A 19,573-nucleotide genomic window follows, 5' to 3' on the forward strand; every position below is an offset into this window, starting at 1 on the left:
GCACTGAAGCAGATATGGGAAGAAGACACTTACTTCAATGCACGCAGCATGGATGTCTATATCACTAAACTACGCAAGCTATTAAAACCGGAGCCCAACATTGAGATCATCAACATCCACGGAAAGGGGTACAAACTGATTGTACCCACCGAAGATGAGAATGCCGAAAAATGAGATAAGTAATCTCAAATCCTTATGAAAAGCCGCCTCTTTCCGGGCGGCTTCTTTTTTGAAATATGTTCAACATTATGATGGCTATATGGATCTGTTTCTTCGATGAATATTTTTTAACAGCTGTTTTTTATTGTAACAAATTTGTAACATGAAAATTTAATCCTTACTTTTGCCATGTAAGACGTATAACGAAAAAGAACCCGGTGATGAAAAGAAATAACAAAAGAAACATGGCGAAATCGCTCAGGCTCATCGCCACTGATCGGCAGAGAACCAACATCCTTCGCGAGTGGGAACAGAAAACCATTGCTTATCTGGTACAGAAAGTACCGGCGTGGATAAGTTCCGACGGACTTACAGCCATCGGCTTTTTTGGCAACCTGATGGTGGCATCCAGCTTTGTGCTGGGGGCTTATCTGAGCCGATACTGGCTTCTGATGTCACTGCCCGGGTTCATCATCAACTGGATAGGAGACTCGCTTGATGGGCGCCTGGCTTATTACCGGAATAAACCTCGTAAATGGTACGGCTTCTCCCTCGATGTCACGGTGGACTGGATAGGTACCATCCTCATCGGACTGGGATTTACCATTTATGCTCCGGGTATTTGGAAATATGCAGGATTCATGTTCGTAGTGCTTTACGGATGGGAAATGATTACTGCCCAATTACGGTATAAGATAGGGGGACAGTACTCCATCGACTCGGGTATTTTCGGACCGACCGAAGTGCGGCTGCTCCTGGGCACCATTATCACTCTCGAGGTAATTGTTCCAGGATCCATTCAGTATCTGGCCACGGCAGCGTGTATCTTCCTGCTGATTTCCAACCTGGTTGAAAGTCGACGCCTGCTCTTTATGGCCGACGTACAGGATAAGGCTGCACGACTGTTGAAGGAGACAGAGCGTGAGGCACTGCATAAGGAAAATGCCTGATCGCCACAATTCACGCAGATTCCCCCCCGGCTGAAGTTTCACCGCTAAAATATGGAAACTTCAGCCAAAAAAACTACCTTTGTGCAAAACAAAAAAGATGGCACTATCAATGACGGGATACGGAAAAGCGGTAGCCGAACTCCCCAATAAAAAAATCACAATTGAGGTTAAATCTCTGAATAGCAAGCAATTTGACTTGTTCACCCGCCTCCCCGCAATCTATCGCGAGAAGGAGATTGCGTTGCGAAATACTCTGGCACACCGACTGGAGCGCGGTAAAGTGGACCTCTCTTTGAACGTGGAAGTGATTTCCAAAGATGTTTCTTCAAAGATTGATCATCATGTAGTGGGTCAGTATTACCGGGAACTTACGGAACTGGCTGCCGAAATGAGTATTCCTCAGCCTCAGGAATGGCTTTCATTATTGTTGCGCCTTCCGGATGTGATGAAACAGGATACAGAAGAGTTGAACGAAGAGGAATGGGGAACCATTGAAAAAGCGATTGACCAAGCGGTGGACGAAGTGATTGCCTTCCGCACGCAGGAGGGAGAGATGCTGACAAAGGTGCTGACGGAGAAAACTCAACAAATTCGCTCTTTACTGACAGAGGTGGAGCCTTTTGAAGCCGAGCGCATGGAAAAAATCAAAAGCCGGATCTACGAAGGGTTAAATAATCTGGAAGGTGTTGAATATGATAAGAATCGTTTCGAGCAGGAGATGATTTATTATATTGAGAAGCTGGACGTAAACGAGGAGAAGACCCGGCTCTCGCATCATCTGGATTACTTTACCGAAACACTCGGAGACACCCGATCACAGGGGAAAAAGCTAGGTTTTATAGCCCAGGAGATAGGGCGCGAAATCAACACACTCGGCTCAAAATCAAATCAATCTGGTATGCAACGCATTGTTGTGCAAATGAAGGATGAGCTGGAACAGATAAAAGAGCAAATTTTAAATATATTGTAGCGACAATGGCTAAACTGATTATATTTTCAGCTCCTTCCGGTGCGGGAAAGTCCACGCTCGTCAGGTATTTGCTGGAACAGGGATTGAATCTCCGGTTTTCAATTTCGGCTACGAGTCGGCTGCCCCGTGGCGAAGAGAAGAACGGGGTGGAATATTATTTTCTCAAACCCGGTGAATTTCGCGAACGCATTGCCAACAATGAATTTCTTGAATATGAGGAAGTCTACACCGACAAGTTTTATGGCACGCTGAAAAGTGAAGTAGACCGCATACTCGGAGAGGGAAAAAATGTAGTCTTCGATGTGGATTGCATCGGTGGATTAAACATCAAAAATATTTACGGCGAGCAGGCGCTGAGCATCTTCGTGATGCCTCCCTCGGTGGAAGTATTGCGCGAGCGGCTCGAAAAAAGGGGTACCGACACACCGCAAGTGATTGAGAACCGGCTTGCAAAAGCAGAATATGAAATGAGCTTTGCCCCCCGGTTCGACGTTGTGGTCTGCAACGATGATTACGACCGTGCAAAAGAGGAAGTGCTGAAACTGGTATCCGATTTTATTAAACAGTAGGCTATGTTACGAAAAACGGTTCTTGTAATATTTCCGGTGCTGCTATTGTCTCTCACACTCCCGGCACACACATTACAGAAAGAGACCCGTATATTTACAGAAATTGAAGGAGTAGCGTTGAAGCTCGACATATACAAAACCGATTCAGCCACCATTTTACCCCAACCGTGTCTAATATTTGTATTTGGTGGCGGATTCAAAGAGGGAAAACGCGATTCCGGGTCTTACCTCCCCTATTTTCACTATTTTGCCAACAAAGGGTTTACCGTGGTCTCCGTTGATTACCGGCTGGGCATGAAGGGAAAAGATGCACCGGGCATAATGAATTACAAACCTCTGCAACGATCTATTGAAATGGCGGTTTCCGATTTGTATACGGCTACCAACTACCTGCTGAAAAATGCCGGAGAACTGGACATAGACCCCTCCCTCTTTATTCTCAGCGGATCGAGTGCGGGCGCCATCACCGTATTGCAGGCAGACTATATGGAGCGCGATAATTATCCCGCGGCCGATGTGCTTCCGGAAGATTTTCGATACGCCGGTGTAATCTCCTTTGCCGGAGGCATCTTCAGCACAGAAGGGGCACCCTCCTACACGCAACGCCCTGCTCCCACCCTGTTCTTCCATGGCAGCGCCGACAAGCTTGTGCCCTTCAACAGTACCCGGCTGTTCAACGTGGGTATGTTCGGCTCCAGGTCACTTGCAAAAAGGTTCAGGGAAGAACGCTATCCTTATACTTTCTATATCATGGAAGATGTCGGACACGAAGTGTCGGACTATCCCATGAGGGAGTTTCTGCCCGAGATAGAACAATTTATTACTGATTTCGTGTTCGACCGCAAACAGTGGATGCGGGACATTCGCTTCAAAGATTTGCAGCGTAAATCCGACACATCCACAACTCCGGGGAATTATTACAACTAACATGCAAAAGTATTTAGAGAAATACCTGCTCCCCGTCGCAATGATCCTGGGGATCACCTTTCACAAGCAACTTGCCGTCTTCTCGCCGGTCATCCCGTACCTTCTCTCGCTCATGCTATTCATCACCTATTGCCGGGTGAGCTGGAGCGACATAAAGCTGACAAAGTTCCATTACATCTTGCTTGCCATACAATATATAGGAAGTGCTTTGGTGTACCTTATCCTGCGACAGTTCAATGAAGTCCTGGCCCAGGCGTCAATGATCTGCGTATTGACCGCTACGGCTACCTCGGCACCGGTTGTGGCCGGTATTCTCGGTGGAAGCATCTCTGTTACGGCTGCCTTCTCCATTATCAGCAATCTTTCCGTAGCATTCATCGCACCAGTGTTTCTTTCGCTGATAGGGGAAAGCGGTGAGCAGATATCTTTAGCCTCATCATTCTGGCATATTCTGGTGCAGGTGATGCCCATTCTCATTGTGCCGTTCCTGCTTTCGTTCATTCTACTGAAGACAGCCCCTGCAGTACACAGAAAGATACAATCGGCCCAAATCATCTCATTCTACTTGTGGGCTGCTGCACTTACCGTAGTTATTGGCAACGTGACCCAGTATGTACGTTTGCAAGACGATGGAGACTATACATTAGAGCTACTCATTGCAGCTGCATCGCTGGCAATTTGCCTGTTTCAATTCCTTTTTGGGCGCAGGATCGGAGCCAGATTTGGAAGAACCGTTGCCGGAGGACAAGGATTGGGGCAAAAAAACACAGTTCTCGCTATCTGGCTTACACAGACCTACCTAAATCCCCTCGCCACCCTCGGACCGGGTACATATGTATTGTGGCAGAATCTGGTGAATTCGTGGCAGATATGGAGACATGCAAAGCGAAAAGATCAAAAATAAATACCGCTTATAAATTATATCCCAGAATCTTATCCATCACCCAATTGGTCCGGATAGCCGATCTGGCTGTGCTGACGGGCAAATCTCCTTTACCGTTTAAGTAATCCACGATGCTTTGAATCAGGTAAAGCTGGATATTGTCGGGATTCTCTTCCGCGAACTCCTGCATTCCTGTTTCAGTTTCAAACACAATGGGTGAGAAATCGAACGTGGAACAGGAAAGCTTTCCTTTTGTGCCCACAAAGTCGATCCGGTCGGTACGACTACCCTCAGGGGCGATAAAGCTCCAACTTCCGCTACCCAGTACTCCCGACTGAAACTGAAACGCGGCAGTAACTGTATCTTCCACCTCGTACAGGCGTGCGGTATTTTGTACAAAACCCTGCACAGCGACAACCGGGCCAAATAAATAATCAAGTAGATCGAGCTGATGCGAAGCCAGATCGTAAAAGTATCCGGCCCCGGCAATCTCTTTTTTTACCCGCCAGGGCAGGTTGTCCCTGTCATAATCTGCCACATAGGGAGGGATGGCAAACCTTATTTGGACGGTAGATATTTTACCCAACATGCCATCGTCTATCAACTCCTTCACCCTCCGGAAATAGGGCAAGGTACGACGGTAGTAGGCCACAAAGCATGCAATCCCCGTTTCTTCGGACACGCGGATTATCTCAAGACACTCCTTGTAAGATGCAGCCATGGGCTTTTCGATGTATACCGGCTTGCCGGCCCTCATTGCGGCAATGGCATATTCTGCATGGGAGCCGGGAGGTGTTGCCACATAGACCGCATTCACCAGCGGGTCGCGAATCAGATCCCCTGCATTGTCGTACCATTTTCCGATACCATGCCGTCCGGCATAATCTTTTGCCTTATCCACGTCACGCCGCATGACAGCAACCACATCGGAGCCCTCCGCTATGCTGAAGGCCGGTCCGCTTTTCCTTTCGGTGACAGAACCACAACCGATAAATCCCCAGTGTATCATTTTTAATTTGATTTTTAGACGTTGTGAAGTTTGCAAGTTACGAAGTTAGTAAATTTTTGATTTTTTCATGTTCCAACGTTTCTATGTTTCGAGGTTCGTACGGTGGGGCTTCGATATTTCGGAAATTCAGAGTTTCGGAGATTGTTCAAATTATGGGAACCTGTTCTTAAAGCGTATTGTCGTATCCCGAAGTCTGACTCCATCTCCTGTAAGCAGCAACTCCCAGTATGCCGATTGCCGCAAATGCGACAGCAATATACAAAAAAACGGAAGAGACATTTTCGGTTTGACCATAAGAATGCATTCCGCTCAGGAAGTAATTTACTCCGAGAAAGGTCATCAAGACGGAAGTGAAGGCAAATACCGACAACAGATTAAAGCTCCAATCGTTATACCATTTTTTCACAAGATGCAGATGGGTGACAATGGAATACACAACTATCGTAATCAGTGCCCATGTCTCCTTGGGATCCCAACCCCAATATCTACCCCACGATTCGTTGGCCCAGACGGCACCAAGGAATGTTCCAACCGTCATCAGCGCAAGCCCAATCAAAAGCGACAGACTGTTGATGATACTCAACTCCCTGATACGGAAAGATACCGGCGCATTCTTTTTGGACACAATCATGATAAACAGATTGGTTATTCCCAGCAAAAAGCTTATGCCAAAAAAACCATAGGCCGCCACAATCACCGCCACGTGAAACATAAGCCAGGGCGATTTTAGTACAGGCACCAGTGTATTGATCTGCGGATCCATCCAATTGAGGCCGGAAACAAAAAGGATCACTCCCCCAAAAAGCGAAGCCAGAGCCAGTGTAAGGGAACTTTTCCTGCCAAAGATAAGTCCAGCCAGCAACGTGGCCCATGCCACATAGACCATGGTTTCGTACGAGTTGCTCCATGGCGCATAACCTGAAATATACCAGCGCATTACCATACCTGTTGTATGGTAAAGAAACAGGGCTACAATAAAAACAACAAATATCCCCACCCCATTGCGAATCCACTTTTGCCTCCGAAGCAGCTGCATAAAAGCCAGCCCTAAAAGGATTACACCGAAAATAAAATAACCCGTTTTGCAACGACCGAAAATATTCATTTGATTATAACGAAGTTCGGCTTCCAACTTCCCGGAATGAATCAGGGATGCTTTGTCGTTTTCCCGTTGATATTGGCCGATCTCATCCAGCAACATATCAGGCTTGCTCCAGTTGCCCCTCTGGAACGCCGATTGCACTTCCGAAAGATAGCGGTCGAAAATACCGGAAATAAAAAGCGAATCCTTCACCGGGAACAGAGAGAGATCATCCACCGGAGCGTACCATTTGTGGGACGGATCGTTTGCGTTCGGGAAGATACCCGGCATGCCGAGATTGAACAGTTGATAGACGATATTTACCCGCTCGTCTAGTTTGATAAGATCCTTTTCGACCGTGGTTCGTCTGCCCACAGGCTGATGGTAAATCTGCTGCAAAGAAGGCAGCAAACGATAGTTTCCGTGCGGATCAAAAAAATGAGAATAGGAAGCATAACCTTTTGGAAGATTATACTGCAGACTTATCTGATCATTCGGAAGAGCAATGAAAGGAACCTGCATCCAGATTTGAGGGAGAGAGAGCAGGCTAAGTAGAAATTGATCGGATGTGAGGGAGCCAATTGTCTTCTCCTGATAGATCTTTCGCAATATTTCGGAAGAAAAAGTGTTCATGGGCATTACCCGACCGCGAAACTGCACGGGCAGCATGCCAAACCGGGCAGCGTGATCTGCGGGTATCGCGATCTGCTGTATTCCTTTCGAGACGGATTTGCCGGACATTGTCAAAGCGTTCAACTGCTCAACGAGATTGGGCATCAATGAATCTACTGCCTTTATTGACCTATTGGAGACGGTCTCTCCAAAGGTCAAAAACGGTGTACTCAACAACACAGCCGCGACAACCATTTTCTGAACATTCTCTCTTGCCTCACTGAGCTGTCTTGCCAGTTTTCTGAAGCGGGAATCAGGCATAAAAAACATGAGCAGGAAGCCGGCCAACAACAAAGAATAACCGGCATAGGTGATCGTTCGCCCAGCCACATCTCTGTTCACCGAAAGAATGGTTCCCGCCTCATCCTGATCGTAAGATGCCTGAAAGAAACGATACCCTTCCACGTCCAGGACATTGTTCATATACACCTTTTCCTCAACTACTTTCCCGTTTATGTGTACAAGCAGGTCACTCTCGTAAGAGGATGGGCTCTGCGATCCGGGATACCGGTTTAACCTGAAATCGGTAAGTTCCAGAACGAAAGGCAATGTTTCTGTTTTGATCCCTCGCGAGGTGTGCATCACCATTTGGTCTATCTTCTCCCCTTCACGGATATGTACCTGCCCCTCCTTTCCAAACAGGAAAGTAGTCAATGCTCCTCCAAGAATGACAATCAGAGCGACATGGAGGACAATCATTACCCATTTTTTTCGTTTGATATAGTTGTACCTGACCAGTATCAGGAGAAAATTGATTACCAGCAGGAACTGCAGCAAAATAAATAGTGGAGAGTAATAAATCAGCATTTTAGCTGCCTCCGTGCTCATCTTCTTCTCCACAAATGTTGCTGTTGCCAGGCCGGTTGCGTAGATTAGCATCAGCACAATACTGGTTTTATAGGAGGATAGGAAATGTATCAGTTTATCCATCCGGCGGTTATGCGTTTCGGTTTGACTTAATGAATTACAAAATGAGCGAAAGAAATCCATCCTCCGCCCATTCTACAATGTTTTATTATGCAGGATTCTAAAACAATCAGGCTTCTACCCATTGCCTGCGAAGTAACTCAAGTGCTGCTGGCACCACTACTTCACGTTCACCCTGACAGCCACATTCAAAGCTGACATACTTGTCGTATTCCAGCATCTTGAGTCCCTTGAAGCCGTTCATGTAATTATCGGCTTCACCATCTTCGCCAGGCATACTGCGACGCTTGCGACTGGCCACATGCACATGTTGAAGGTGATCTCCTGCAGATATAAACGCACCCATATCGGAGTTCTCTTCCCAGGTCATATGCCAGAAATCACCCATACATTTCACACCTGCATTGTTTATATCACGGCAGATGGATGCCGCATCACCTACCTGGCGGAGGTAGAATGCTTCTTTCCGGTTTAGCGGTTCCAGAATGACTGTGGTAGCATGTTGCTGAGCAAAAGTGCCCATCTCGTCGAACTGTTCACAGAGGAAATCACGTGTCTGCTGCGTGTGCGGCATCGCGGGCACCTGGTTGTTGAAGGCAGGTACGATGATTACCCCGGTGGAACCGAATTCTCCTGCGGCGATGATCAATTCGGCCATCGTGTCACGGCATTTTTTGCGAATTTCAGGATCAGTGGAAAGAATAAATCCGTCAAAACCCGCACAAATGGCGCTCACTTTGATGTTTCGCCCTCTGAGGGCATCTTTGAACTCCTGCTTCCTGCTAATCAGATGTTTACCATGTGGCTCAAAGCCAACCACTCCGTGTGCTTCCATAAAATCGAACTTCTCCTTCAGGGTGGTACCAGGAGCGGTACCTTCCTGAAAAGAGATATTCAATTTTGCACTGCCGGAAGTTTTGTCGTTTTTCGAACCAGCGGAAGCAACAGAATTACATCCTCCAATTGCTAAGGCAGCAGTACCGGCAATGGTCGTTTTAATAAATTTTCTCCTGTCGATTGTCATGACGTTGTTATTTTTTGGCACTTCCGGGTACAGGCACCGTAAATCCGGACATATCCATCTTACCGACATTCAGGTCGACCGGCGTATAATCCAATGGCGATGCGGTTATTGCATCCCAGGTCGTCTGTTGGCCGGTGTAGGCCGATTCGCGTCCCATGATTGCAGCCAGGTTAGACACGGCCGTTTCGGAAGCCTGCTCAATGGGTTTGTTGCTTCGGATACAGTTGATCAGGTTCACATGTTCCAGCGTGTAGGGATCGGTTTGCTGATAGCTGGCTTTCTCCGCCTCGCCATCATATTGCCAGATCACGTTGCCGGCAAGATCTTTAATAACATGTCCGCCGTTGCTCGACCATGATCCTTTCGTTCCCTGTATAAACTCGCTCACGTTGTTCGAACATCCGTCGATCTGACGACACATACTGTGCAAGTGAATACCATTCTCCATGGTGAAATCAATGCTGAAGTTATCGTACTGGTCGCCGGTTACGCGACGCTGCCGGGAACCAAACCCGACGGCACTCACAGGGCGCAAGCCGGTAAACCAGGTAAACACGTCAATGTTATGCACATGCTGTTCCACGATGTGATCGCCCGAGAGCCATTTCCAGTTCACCCAGTCGCGCACCATATATTCAAAGTCGTTCCACTGCGGCTGGCGGTCACGATACCACAACATGCTCTGATTCCAGTATACCACGCCACCTGTGATTTCGCCAATGGCACCGTTCATGATCTGTTTGAAAGACTCCACGTAACTACGTTGATGGTGACGCTGTGTTCCTGTGACAACACTCAGATTTTTGGCTTGCGCCTGTTTGGCGGCAGCCACGATGGTACGGTATCCTGCCGCATCCACGCAGATAGGTTTTTCCAGAAAGCAGTGTGTATTCTTTTCCACGGCATACTTGAAATGTTCGGGGCGGAAAAAGGGAGGCGTAGCATCGATGAGCACATCGATACCGCTGTCTATTACCTGTTTGTAGGCATCCAAGCCCACAAAACGTTTATCGGCAGGAATATCGATATTTTTTTCCGATTTCAGTTTTCCAGCAAGCCCGTCCACTCTGTCCTGAAATACGTCGCCCAACGCCACAATGGTCACGCCGTTGGCCGCGTTCAGGAAGTTCATGGCGGCACCCGATCCACGACCGCCACAACCTACCACACCTGCTTTGATTTCTTTGCCGTCGGCTGCCAGATCAGAAAGTTCGGGGATATAATAGCTACCCGCCTCTTTCAGAGGGACGTTGGCACCTTTTCCTTTTTCTGATCCGCTACAGGAGGTCAACAGTCCTGCAGAACCTGTTCCGATAACTCCGACTGCCCCTGCTACGGCGGAAGTCTTCAGGAATGATCTTCGGGTTACGTTGTTTTCTTTCTTCATCTCAATTGATTGTTTAGATTATTGTTTTAGATTATTATTTGGTTGGCAACTCTTTGCTTTTCATTTTCAGTTGTCTATGTTCAGTTGTCTATGTTCAGTTGCGTGCGTCTACTTTCTAACTTCAGTCTCTTGCATCCTGTGTCTTTTTATTTATCGGCGATAATCGATGTATCCGGCTCGCAAACTACCCGGAATCCGACACCTTTTATATCAGAATACCACCAGATGCTCTTTGGTTGTTGCGGATCGGTCTTTAACCATGCATCATGCTGAGTATGGGCACGGCTTGCACTCCGCACATCGGCAGCATCAAAATTATAATTTCCTCCGCGGACCACCCACTCTTCGCCTTGCGTAACCAAAGGATCACGGGTAATGCCGGAACGTTTGACATATGCCTCCGGATCATACTTGTCGGCCGTATACTCCATCACATTGCCCAACATGTTCTTTAACCCAAATGGATTTGGCAAAACGACCGAGGGCGGTTGCGTGCGACCGTCGCTGTTCTTGTTGTACACCACATACGCACTGATGCTGTCAGTTTTTGGTTTGAATATATTTCTCATAAAACCATGCTCGGAGAATTCCCTGGGACTTCCTGCAAAAAAGTAGGCTGTCTGTGTACCTCCCCGGGCAGCATATTCCCACTCCGCCTCCGTTGGCAGACGGTATTTCTTCCCTGTTTTCGCCGATAGCCACTGACAATATATCTCCGCTGCATAATGGGTCATCGTGATGGCCGGCCTGTCGCCCTGCCCCCATCCCTGATCGGGATAGCCAAATGGAGGAGTAGGACCTGAGATAGCATCCACTCCCATGGCAGCCAGATTGTTCTCGTAAACCGTTTCTGGAGGAGTTCGACCTTCACTCATTGTTTCCGAATAAAATGCCCAGTACTGGTCCCAGGTTGTTTCCACTTCGGCCATAAAGAAAGGGCTCACGAAAACTTCGTGCCGGGGCGATTCGTCCGGCTTCCGGAAAGGTTCTTTCTCCGGGCTTCCCATTGTGAAGGTCCCCCCCTCAATCGCCCTCATCAGAAAAGATACTGCCGTTCCGGGAATTTGTTCGCGGTAGTCGGTAAATGTATTAACCGGAGTAGCTTCCTTAAAGTAAAGGCTGGTATCCACCGCATAGGAGCCGGACATCCCCGGAATACCCACCATTTGTCCGTGGGCATAATTGGGATTATAATGCCCTACATCGAGGTGGCAGCTGATACATTGCAGATCAAGATTTTCGGCATTCTCCTCATAATAGAGGTGCGCAGTAATTCCATCGTCGGTAACCCCTTGGGGAAAGAGGTTCTGGTGGCATTTCACACAAGATTTGTTGGGAATGTACTTCACTGCATTTTCCAGTTCCGATTTTTTATCCCAGTCAATATCGGCAGTATCCTTTGTCAGGTATCCCCACACATCGCGCACTCCGAGCGCTAGTTTAGCAGAATAATGTTCCAACGTATTGTCACTAGGTGGAAGATGACAATCTACGCAGTTCACCATTACTCCGCTTCCATTGTTCACATGAGTGGACAGTTTCCAACTCTCCTCCGCATGCGGATGCACATGACACATCATGCACGATTTGTTGGTGGAGAAATAAACAGACGTCTGATACAGCGTGGCAACAAATACAATTCCTATGATAATTCCTGTGATCAGGATAAGACCTCTTTGTCCGGATGACTTTTTTTTTGGCTTCCTGTCCCTTTTTGAAAAACTCGACATTATTGTTTCTGATATGAAATATTAAATTATAGCTTTCATCTATATTATAAGGCATTTTGCCTATAAAAGTACGAAATATTATGATAAATGAAAAGATAAATGGATGAAATACGTTTCCTCTTGGTACTATCGGTAAATATGCAGCGTATAGCGATGGTTTTCATGTAAAAGCACCATTTTGCGAGAATAATAGTTTATTATACACTCATTCATTCCGCTTATTTTTTATTTTCGTATATTTGCATCGAAGTTATTGTTTAATTCAAACTTAATGTCACTCCCAAAAAATTATGTACATGAAATCTTTTCTTTGTTTATTTTTTACAATGTTGGCAAGCTCAACGTTAATTTATGGTCAGAAAAGGGTCCCTGAATGGGAGAATCCGGAGATATTTGCCGTAAATATGGAAAAAACAAGAGCTACGTCAATTCCATATGCCGATGAAAAATCAGCCATTGACAACGCATATGAACGCTCACCCTATTACCAGTCTCTTAACGGAAATTGGAAATTCCATTGGGTACCCAAAGTGGCAGATGTTCCTTCAGAGTTTTACAATGAGAACTATGATGACAGCAACTGGGATCTAATGCCTGTGCCCGGGAACTGGGAATTTAATGGGTATGGGACGCCCATGTATGTAAATAACGGTTTTGGATTTTCGGCTCGTCCTCCCCATATCAATCGCGACAATTCACCGGTGGGATCTTATCGTCACACATTTACGGTTCCCCAAAAATGGGATGGCAGGCGTATTTTTCTTCATTTTGAAGGAGGTACAAATTTCATGTACGTCTACGTAAACGGCAAACAGGTAGGAATCAACAAAAATGCAAAGAGTCCGGCAGAGTTCGACATCACACCTTACGTCCGTTTGGGAGAAAACCTGCTGGCTTGCCAGGTTTATAAGTTTAGTGACGGATCCTATCTGGAAGATCAGGACATGTGGCGTCTGGGAGGCATAAACCGGAATGTTTACCTGTATAGTACCAGTAATACCCGCATTCAGGACTTTTTTGTCCACCCCGACCTCGATAAAAACTACAAAGATGGCTTGTTCAGTATTGAAGTGTTGTTAAAAAACTATGCCGACCAAAATCAGCACAGAAAGCTGGAACTGGTTATTCTGGACAAGAATGGAAAGTCTGTCTTACGTCGGTCGAAGGGAGTAAACCTGGGTGCTGCACAAACAGAAGAGCTCTCAATTGCGGGCAGAGTGACCGATCCAGCAAAATGGACAGCTGAAACACCTAATTTATATACACTTTTACTAACACTAAAGGATGAGAAGGGAAATCTAATCGAATCGACCTCTGCCAGGATTGGATTTCGAAAAGTAGAGATTAAAAATGGGCAACTATTGGTGAACGGACAGAAGGTATACCTGAAAGGTGTCAATCTGCATGAGTTTAATATGAACGAGGGTCAGGTTGTAAATAAAGAGGTGATGATGCGCAACCTGCAACTGATGAAAGAACTTAACATCAATGCGGTCCGCACATCACACTATCCACAGGCACCGCTGTGGTATCAACTTTGCGATCAATATGGTATTTATCTTGTCGATGAGACAAACCTTGAATCGCACGGACTGGGTTATGGTCCTGACAATGTATCCAATTTCCCCGAGTGGCACGCACAGCACATGGACCGGGTCACACGACTCGTGGAAAGAGACAAAAATCACCCCTCGGTGATTGTTTGGTCGTTAGGCAACGAGTCGGGCAATGGGAAGGCATTCTTCGACATGTACGATTGGGCGAAAGAACGCGATCCAAGTCGTCCCGTCCAATACGAACAGGCACATCAGCGAGATCGCAATTCGGATATTATTTGTCCCATGTACCCTTCCTGGGAGAGCATGAAGCGGGATGCAGCAATCGATCTTGGACGGCCATACATCATGTGTGAATATGCCCATGCCATGGGCAACAGCATGGGGAATTTTCAAGAGTACTGGGATCTGATGCGTAGCAGTAAAAATATGCAGGGTGGATTCATTTGGGAATGGTACAATCATGGATATCCGTCACATGACGAACAAGGACGATTTTACTGGGCTTATGGTGGTGACCTCAACGGATATAATCTTCCCAACGACGGCAACTTCTGCATGGACGGGATCATCACCCCCGACCAGAACTATATGCCCCACACCTATATCGTGAAAAAAGTGTACCAGAACATTCTTTTTGAAGCAAAAGATCTGAGTAAAGGAGTGATTTCGGTGATAAATGATTTTAAATTCAAAGATTTAACCAAGAACTCACATACCTACAAATGGGTATTGCTAAGAAACGGTGAAGTTGTGCACGAAGGTGATTTCAATGTGGAAGCACCAGCAAACACACGCAAAGACATCAAACTAAATTTGCCTGCTTTAAAAGCCGAAAATGGAGTGGAATACTATCTGCAGCTGTTCGCTTATGACAAGCAGGGGAATGAGTTTATCGAGCCAGGTTTTGAAGTAGCAAGAGAGGAATTTGCGTTTGCAGACAACAACTATTTTGTTTCCAAAAAACAAGAAGGTTCTCTTGAGATATCGATAAAGGACGAAATGGCAACCATTACTTCCGGCAATACGGAGTTCATTTTTTCACTGAAAGATGGCCGGGCTCTTATCAGTCTAAAAACTGACGGGCGCAATCTGTTCAGAGAGCTGCCACGGCTGAACTTCTGGAGAGCTCCCGTAGATAATGACTTCGGCTCCCGGGAACATTATAATCTTCGACTCTGGGATGCTGCCGGACATAATATTATTTACACCTATCGGGGCAAAGAAGAGAGTGATCTTGGCATTTCGTTTGCCTATCGGGCAAAGCTTAGAGGAGTTGAGGCCTTTGTAGATATCCTCTATACCGTCCATAACGACGGGAGTCTTACGACCGACCTTCATTATCAGGCACAAAGCGATGAACTACCGGAAATGATGCGCTTTGGGATGCTGATGGTTCTGCCAAAACAATACAATCATTTCAATTGGTATGGACGTGGTCCCCGGGAAAATTATATCGATCGCAATGCCGACACATTTATGGGTATCTGGGAAGGTCTTGTGGAAGAACAAGCTTATCCCTATTACCGTCCACAGGAGACGGGCAACAAAACCGCTGTTCGATGGCTCACCCTTACCAACGAAAATGGCAGAGGAATACGCATAGAAGGTGCGCAACCCCTCTCGGTAAGTGCCACCAACTACCGACCGGAAGATCTTGATCCAGGTATGACCAAAAAACAACAACATTGGTCGGACGTGATACCACGTAACGAGACCATACTATGTGTAGATCTGTTTCAGCGCGGTGTGGCCGGTCTCAACTCATGGGGAGCCAAGCCACTGGATGAGTACCGATTTTCAGAGAAAGAATACCGGTACAGTTATACCCTCAGCGTGACAGCAAAATAATCTAAGGTTGACAGTCATAAACGAATGAGTGGCCCGGATTAATATTGTTGTTCGGGCCACTCATTTATGCTTCTTAAAAGTGTAATCCTTTCGAAATCACATTACTTGTTCTCTTCAATCTTAAAGCAGAATATTGAATCTTTCCCTTTTTTCGATTTCATCTCATAGTAGCCTTTTTCATTTTTTGTATTCTCTACGGAAGTCAGAATTTTATGATTCCCGGGAACGGTTATGTCAAATTGTGCATCGCCTTCAAATACAATTCTAACTTCTCTGGCTACCGGGTTATAATTCACCTGATTTATCTGTCCTGAGACGGTTTTAATTTTCAACAATTCGGGAGCAATAAAAATCCTGTTTTTTCCGGCAGTGGTTATTTCTGTTTTGATCCAGTCATCTTCTTCTATAATATTGCCACTGAAAGCAATCCATCCAAATTCCGGATGATGATAAACATAGGTAGAAGAGTTTACCGCATATCCGTAAAAGCCGCTGCCATAATCGCCTGCATAGCCGTCTATTTCAAGAGTTGAAGGATAGGAATGGAATGCAGCCGGGGCAAATCCATCTTGCGTGATGTTGGCTAAAGGCCCCATGGATCCTGCATGTCCCACGCGCAGGAGATAGAAATCATCCGGGTTATCCCGATATGCAGACAGCACAGGAATCGAATTTAATCCTGAACCGTAATGGTGCAGCTGACGCTCAATCCTGGCCATTTTCCCTCCATAGACGAAATCCCAGTACCTGCGTGCGCTTCCGTTATATCCCCAGTGCGGTAATGTGGGCATATAGGCAAGAATGGCATTTAGCGTAACATCTGCTTTATCCTTGTATCCGAAATACGAGGTCCACATATACACCTCCTCCTGTCCGGTTGAATCCCACGGCATTTCACTCCCGAAAGGATACTCCAGCGAATTCCAATGATCCGCTCTCTTTTTCATCTCCGTTTCCAGATTAGAAGCCATATCTGTGAATCCTTCGAGCTGCAGGTCAAGTAAGATATAGAGAAAAACAGACCCCTCCATTTGTCCAAACTGTGCATACCAGGGAGCAAACTTTATCATCGCGATAGCTGTGTGATAGGCATTTTCGAGACTACTTTTCCAATCTATATCGTCGTACCCGCGATTTCTTCCAAGATGATACATCACCCAATGTGCAGCAGCAACATGTGGATAATTGTACGATCTGCCCAGGTCTTCGGCATTTTTTATTGACCAGGCCTCCCATCCCCTGAATCGTATGGAGTCACTATAGGTTCCCGCCGGCATCATCTCCGGCTCATAATAGAAAAGGCTTTTCCGCACCCCATATTTAGTAGAATCAGCAGCATGTTGTATGCCACCCCACAACGTTTCATTCAAAAATCTTTTAATCTTCTTTACTTCATTCTTATCCGGTTGTACCAACTGTTTCATTACTGCAGCCAGCCAGCTTCCCGCACCGGCCTCATCACTCAGTCCTACAAACCAGGAGCGGCGCTCCTGAGTAAGGATCTCTTTCTTTTCATAGTCGTAATTCATTACCGAAGGGGAACGACCAAACGGATCTTTGCTATTTTCATACCACTGGGTTGTAGTCAGAAAGTTTCCTAAATCATCTACAACTTGCTCTTGAGACTTAATTACCTTGTAACTGATCGTTTGCAAAGTGTTATCTTTATATTTTATGGAAAGCCTTGCTCTTCCCCATTTATTTCCCTTAATTTCATATTTCGACCATCCATTGGGCGTTTCTCCCTTATAGGTGATTGTCAGTGCATTTTCAGGATAAACAGCTATCTGATCAATTTTTTGAGAATATCGAACGAACAACTTTCCTGTCTCGTTCATAGGGAGTACATATCCCGGAAACCCCATAGCAACAGGTCTTTCCTCCTGCATTAGTTTATCTTCAATCTCCCGGATAGAGGGAGCGAGTACAAATTTAAGTGAGAAATTTTTCATCTTACCGGGGGCAAGTAAAGTCGACGTAGGTTCATTCCAGGGATCCACCCCTTTCCACTCCGTTTCTGCATTTGCTTTGCTGTGAATCAGCCATTCATGGAATCCCTCGAAGACAACCCCTTTCGGCGTAGGATCATCATTCAACGGATTATAGGCTTCAAAAGCCGCATTTTGATGGGGCAATACCAACAAACTTCCCCCTTTTCCGTGGAGACGGTTTACCTGAAGATAACCCGCATCCATCCCGATATAGGGATCGAAGAACACATTATCGCGATGCGCCTCATTCAGGTTTTTACCTTCCAGAATATTATTAAATATCATTGGTATTCCCAGCGATCCTATTTCTATCGAATCCGACGAGATATTTGTAATTTGAAAACGCAATATCAGACTTCCCGCTTCTGTCTCCCAATACCTTGTTACACGGACAGGAATACCGTCAGGCAGAGTGGCGGAAAGGTCTGCAGCGGCAATTGTGTTGTAGTTTACCGGTAACTTTTTAACAGGTTTTCGTTTTTCAGCTGAGGAATAACGTCTCCAACCTTTTTCTCCCTCTTTTTTTATTGTGATGTTAATATCTCCCAGATGATAGAGCCCGTCTCGATCTCTCTGATTGATCCGGTCGCCCGGTGTATAGTCGAAGGAGGTGTCCGAAAGAGGCGACAGCCGCTTGACTACCTGAGCAGCATCTACCAGTGTAAGCCTGAATGATTGAGTTGTGAATTCAGATTCCCCCTGCTCCATAAACAGTGTTGGCGGTTTTTCAGCTATTCTTTCCCACGGAGATTGTGCATATGATAAAAATAGGGCAAAAACCGATAAAATTAAAACAGTGATTATTGCTCGTTTCATAATGTCATTTTGATTTATTTTTAGTTTTATATTTCGCATTGATAAAGACTTATTGTCGTATGGCGACTGATAGGCTCGTCCGTTTCCGGAAAATACGCTGAGATGATTTCAAATAATCCCGGATCATATTTTTTCAATTCTTTTCTGGTATTCACCTTGTTATGTTTACCATCACCACCGTCGGCATTTACTTCCGCATTAATATTAAACCAGCTCTGAACCCCCTCAGCCCAATATTCCGCGATGTTCGTAGCAGCGTAGGTATTCACCCACCGCCCTCTTGCGAGCGCATTGTCTAACGATGCCTGCAAACGTTTGTTAAAGCCTGGATCAACAGGTGAAATACCGACGCTATGAATGGTATGCGCAAATTCATGGATCAGAATATCTTCGGCGTGATACTTATCAATCTGATAGCCCAGAATATTCTCTTCTGCACAAGTGGTCAGAGGTAGATGAAGGTTTCCCCCAAGTCCGCGCGCACGCACATCCCAGTTGAGTGACGTGTCATTCACAAGATGTGCATGTTCAGGAATATCCGTAGTTCCTTCGTAGCGTGCCATAATGCCGATACGTGTATCGCGGCTTGTCAAAGACTCAAGCACAACTGCAGGCAACATATCGGTCAACGCTTTCACGGTTATATAAGCTGCATAAAAGCAGGAGTCAGGGACTCTCCCTGAACTGATCACATGAATTCCATTCACATTCATATATTTCTTGTAAAACGGGTTCAGTTCCAAATGAGCAGGCGGAACGATTATTTCCGGTGTATCTGCGAACTGTACGAGTGAGAAGCCATCATTCAGTTCGACTGTTTTTTTTTCTCTTTGATTTCCACAGCTTATCATAAGCAGTGCTATACAAATTAATTCGATCATTCTTTTCATGTGATTAAAACAATTTATTTTCTATTTCATTAGACTTTTCTGCGCTCAACATGAGGGTGTATCACAATGTGATTTCACCCTCTTTTTATTCGGATATCTATCTGAGAAATGAATTTTGGGATATGTTCTCAGATAGATATCCGAATAAAAAGAGGGAGAAATCACCTTTGTGATAAACCTC

14 protein-coding genes are annotated in these 19,573 nt (G+C 45.9%); 7 read left to right on the forward strand and 7 right to left on the reverse strand.

The genetic code is table 11. The features are described 5' to 3' along the window. The 6 genes from B3Z75_RS11265 to B3Z75_RS11290 all read left to right on the forward strand — a co-directional run. Positions 1–174 (forward strand): winged helix-turn-helix domain-containing protein (locus tag B3Z75_RS11265; protein ID WP_294071684.1); only part of this gene is annotated, 174 nt, incomplete at its 5' end. 206 nt (positions 175–380) lie between these two features. Then, a complete protein-coding gene (locus B3Z75_RS11270; RefSeq protein ID WP_294071647.1) occupies positions 381–1,109 on the forward strand; it encodes a CDP-alcohol phosphatidyltransferase in 729 nt (242 codons plus the stop codon). 97 nt (positions 1,110–1,206) lie between these two features. Then, on the forward strand, positions 1,207–2,079 hold the full coding sequence (locus tag B3Z75_RS11275) for a YicC/YloC family endoribonuclease (RefSeq protein WP_294071650.1): 873 nt from the start codon (positions 1,207–1,209) through the stop codon (positions 2,077–2,079). Between the two features lie 5 nt (positions 2,080–2,084). After that, positions 2,085–2,648 (forward strand): guanylate kinase, encoded by a 564-nt coding sequence (gene gmk, locus B3Z75_RS11280; RefSeq protein WP_294071653.1) that lies wholly within the window; start codon positions 2,085–2,087, stop codon positions 2,646–2,648. 3 nt (positions 2,649–2,651) lie between these two features. Further along, on the forward strand, positions 2,652–3,575 hold the full coding sequence (locus B3Z75_RS11285; protein ID WP_294071656.1) for an alpha/beta hydrolase: 924 nt from the start codon (positions 2,652–2,654) through the stop codon (positions 3,573–3,575). 1 nt (position 3,576) lies between these two features. Then, the gene (locus B3Z75_RS11290; RefSeq protein ID WP_294071659.1) at positions 3,577–4,479 is read left to right on the forward strand and encodes a transporter; all 903 of its coding nucleotides are present in this window, start codon (positions 3,577–3,579) and stop codon (positions 4,477–4,479) included. A 7-nt stretch (positions 4,480–4,486) separates the two neighbouring features. On the opposite strand, the gene B3Z75_RS11295 is transcribed toward B3Z75_RS11290, so the two are convergent. The 5 genes from B3Z75_RS11295 to B3Z75_RS11315 all read right to left on the reverse strand — a co-directional run bounded on the left by B3Z75_RS11295 (position 4,487) and on the right by B3Z75_RS11315 (position 12,288). Beyond that, positions 4,487–5,479, reverse strand: coding sequence for a Gfo/Idh/MocA family protein (locus B3Z75_RS11295; RefSeq protein WP_294071687.1), 993 nt, complete (start codon positions 5,477–5,479; stop codon positions 4,487–4,489). 154 nt (positions 5,480–5,633) lie between these two features. Next, positions 5,634–8,150, reverse strand: a complete 2,517-nt coding sequence (gene ccsA, locus B3Z75_RS11300) for a cytochrome c biogenesis protein CcsA (protein WP_294071662.1) — start codon at positions 8,148–8,150, stop codon at positions 5,634–5,636. Between the two features lie 106 nt (positions 8,151–8,256). After that, entirely contained in the window at positions 8,257–9,171 is a 915-nt protein-coding gene (locus B3Z75_RS11305; protein WP_294071665.1) for a TIM barrel protein, read from the reverse strand. Positions 9,172–9,178: 7 nt separating this feature from the next. Further along, positions 9,179–10,558 carry a Gfo/Idh/MocA family oxidoreductase gene (locus B3Z75_RS11310; protein WP_294071668.1) on the reverse strand — a complete coding sequence of 460 codons (1,380 nt, stop codon included), beginning with the start codon at positions 10,556–10,558 and terminating at the stop codon, positions 9,179–9,181. 146 nt (positions 10,559–10,704) lie between these two features. Continuing rightward, the gene (locus tag B3Z75_RS11315) at positions 10,705–12,288 is read right to left on the reverse strand and encodes an SUMF1/EgtB/PvdO family nonheme iron enzyme (protein ID WP_294071671.1); all 1,584 of its coding nucleotides are present in this window, start codon (positions 12,286–12,288) and stop codon (positions 10,705–10,707) included. A gap of 404 nt (positions 12,289–12,692) precedes the next feature. Between B3Z75_RS11315 and B3Z75_RS11320 the strand changes: the two genes are divergently transcribed. Continuing rightward, positions 12,693–15,695 (forward strand): glycoside hydrolase family 2 TIM barrel-domain containing protein, encoded by a 3,003-nt coding sequence (locus B3Z75_RS11320; RefSeq protein ID WP_294071674.1) that lies wholly within the window; start codon positions 12,693–12,695, stop codon positions 15,693–15,695. Positions 15,696–15,796: 101 nt separating this feature from the next. Here B3Z75_RS11320 and B3Z75_RS11325 read toward each other — a convergent pair whose 3' ends face one another. Continuing rightward, positions 15,797–18,502, reverse strand: a complete 2,706-nt coding sequence (locus B3Z75_RS11325; protein ID WP_294071677.1) for a DUF5695 domain-containing protein — start codon at positions 18,500–18,502, stop codon at positions 15,797–15,799. A gap of 26 nt (positions 18,503–18,528) precedes the next feature. Next, the gene (locus tag B3Z75_RS11330) at positions 18,529–19,383 is read right to left on the reverse strand and encodes a hypothetical protein (protein ID WP_294071681.1); all 855 of its coding nucleotides are present in this window, start codon (positions 19,381–19,383) and stop codon (positions 18,529–18,531) included. Positions 19,384–19,573 lie beyond the last annotated feature (190 nt).

Origin of the sequence: Proteiniphilum sp. UBA1028 (genome assembly GCF_002316955.1) — a bacterium.
Lineage (GTDB): Bacteria > Bacteroidota > Bacteroidia > Bacteroidales > Dysgonomonadaceae > Proteiniphilum.

Bases quoted from the DNA above. Each gene is read 5' to 3' on its own strand.
- B3Z75_RS11320 (WP_294071674.1), top strand. From the start codon at position 12,693: ATGGAAAAAACAAGAGCTACGTCAATTCCATATGCCGATGAAAAATCA.
- B3Z75_RS11330 (WP_294071681.1), bottom strand. From the start codon at position 19,383: ATGATCGAATTAATTTGTATAGCACTGCTTATGATAAGCTGTGGAAAT.
- B3Z75_RS11315 (WP_294071671.1), bottom strand. From the start codon at position 12,288: ATGTCGAGTTTTTCAAAAAGGGACAGGAAGCCAAAAAAAAAGTCATCC.
- B3Z75_RS11310 (WP_294071668.1), bottom strand. From the start codon at position 10,558: ATGAAGAAAGAAAACAACGTAACCCGAAGATCATTCCTGAAGACTTCC.
- B3Z75_RS11325 (WP_294071677.1), bottom strand. From the start codon at position 18,502: ATGAAACGAGCAATAATCACTGTTTTAATTTTATCGGTTTTTGCCCTA.
- gmk (WP_294071653.1), top strand. From the start codon at position 2,085: ATGGCTAAACTGATTATATTTTCAGCTCCTTCCGGTGCGGGAAAGTCC.
- B3Z75_RS11305 (WP_294071665.1), bottom strand. From the start codon at position 9,171: ATGACAATCGACAGGAGAAAATTTATTAAAACGACCATTGCCGGTACT.
- B3Z75_RS11275 (WP_294071650.1), top strand. From the start codon at position 1,207: ATGGCACTATCAATGACGGGATACGGAAAAGCGGTAGCCGAACTCCCC.
- B3Z75_RS11290 (WP_294071659.1), top strand. From the start codon at position 3,577: ATGCAAAAGTATTTAGAGAAATACCTGCTCCCCGTCGCAATGATCCTG.
- ccsA (WP_294071662.1), bottom strand. From the start codon at position 8,150: ATGGATAAACTGATACATTTCCTATCCTCCTATAAAACCAGTATTGTG.
- B3Z75_RS11270 (WP_294071647.1), top strand. From the start codon at position 381: ATGAAAAGAAATAACAAAAGAAACATGGCGAAATCGCTCAGGCTCATC.
- B3Z75_RS11285 (WP_294071656.1), top strand. From the start codon at position 2,652: ATGTTACGAAAAACGGTTCTTGTAATATTTCCGGTGCTGCTATTGTCT.